1 pseudogene is annotated in these 1,115 nt (G+C 67.5%); it reads left to right on the plus strand.

Annotated elements, in window-relative coordinates:
* Positions 1–106: 106 nt before the first annotated feature.
* Positions 107–1,115: pseudogene (locus ACFVJS_RS28040) on the plus strand (IS481 family transposase); the annotation flags it as partial.

Here is a 1,115-nt window from a genome sequence, read left to right on the forward strand (position 1 = left end):
TGTTCTGATCACGGACGTTAGGTACGGCGGGTCGGCTGGATCATGACGAAGACCTCCGGGTGAGGTGTGGAGCTACCACGCACCCACATCCACCACGGAGGTCTTCATGTCCCACGCTAACGCCACCCTCACACCAGCCGGACGTCTGCGTCTGGCCAAACTGGTCATCGACAGGGGCTGGCCCTATGCCCGGGCTGCCGAGCGGTTCTCGGTCGGCGTCACCACCGCGCGCCGTTGGGCGCAGCGCTACCGCGAACTCGGAAAGGCCGGGATGGTCGACCGATCCTCCCGCCCCCACCGCTGCCCGAGTCAGCTGCCGCAGCGGACCGAACGGCGGATCGTGAAGCTGCGGGTGACCCGTCGCTGGGGGCCGGCCCGGATCGCCTACCACCTCGGCCAGAACCCCTCCACGGTTCACCAGGTCCTTCGACGCTACGGCTGCCCGCGACTGAAGTGGACCGACCCAGCCACCGGCACCCGAACCAAGACCTCGTCTCGGGACAAGCGCCGCTACGAGCACAACGCGCCCGGCGACCTGGTCCACGTCGACATCAAGAAACTCGGCCGGATCCCCGACGGTGGCGGCTGGCGCGTGTTCGGACGTGGCTCGGAGCAGCACAAGCGGTCCGGTGCGGCCTCAGATCGCGCTGCCCGCGCCGGTGCGTCACCCTCACGCGGCTACGTCTACCTCCACCACGCCGTGGACGACCACTCCCGGCTAGCCTACCCCTAGATCCTCGGCGATGAGCGCAAGGAGACCGCCGCAGCGTTTTGGAAGCGAGCCAGGAAGTTCTTCGCCAGCCACGGCATCACCGTCAAGGCCGTGCTCACCGACAACGGCTCCTGCTACCGAAGCCAGCTATGGGCCAAAACCCTCGGCAAGCAGGTCAAGCACCGCCGCACCCGCCCCTACCGGCCCCAGACCAACGGCAAGGTCGAGCGATTCAACCGCACCCTGCTCGAGGAATGGGCCTACGCGTGCGCCTACCTCTCAGAGGCCGACCGCACAGCCGCCTACCCCAAATGGCTGCACCACTACAATCACCACCGCGGCCACACCAGCCTCAGGGGCAAGTCACCGATCGACCGCGTGCCCAACCTCCCCGGTCAGAACA

Source organism: Nocardioides sp. NPDC057772 (assembly GCF_042798075.1).
Classification (GTDB): Bacteria; Actinomycetota; Actinomycetes; order Propionibacteriales; family Nocardioidaceae; genus Nocardioides.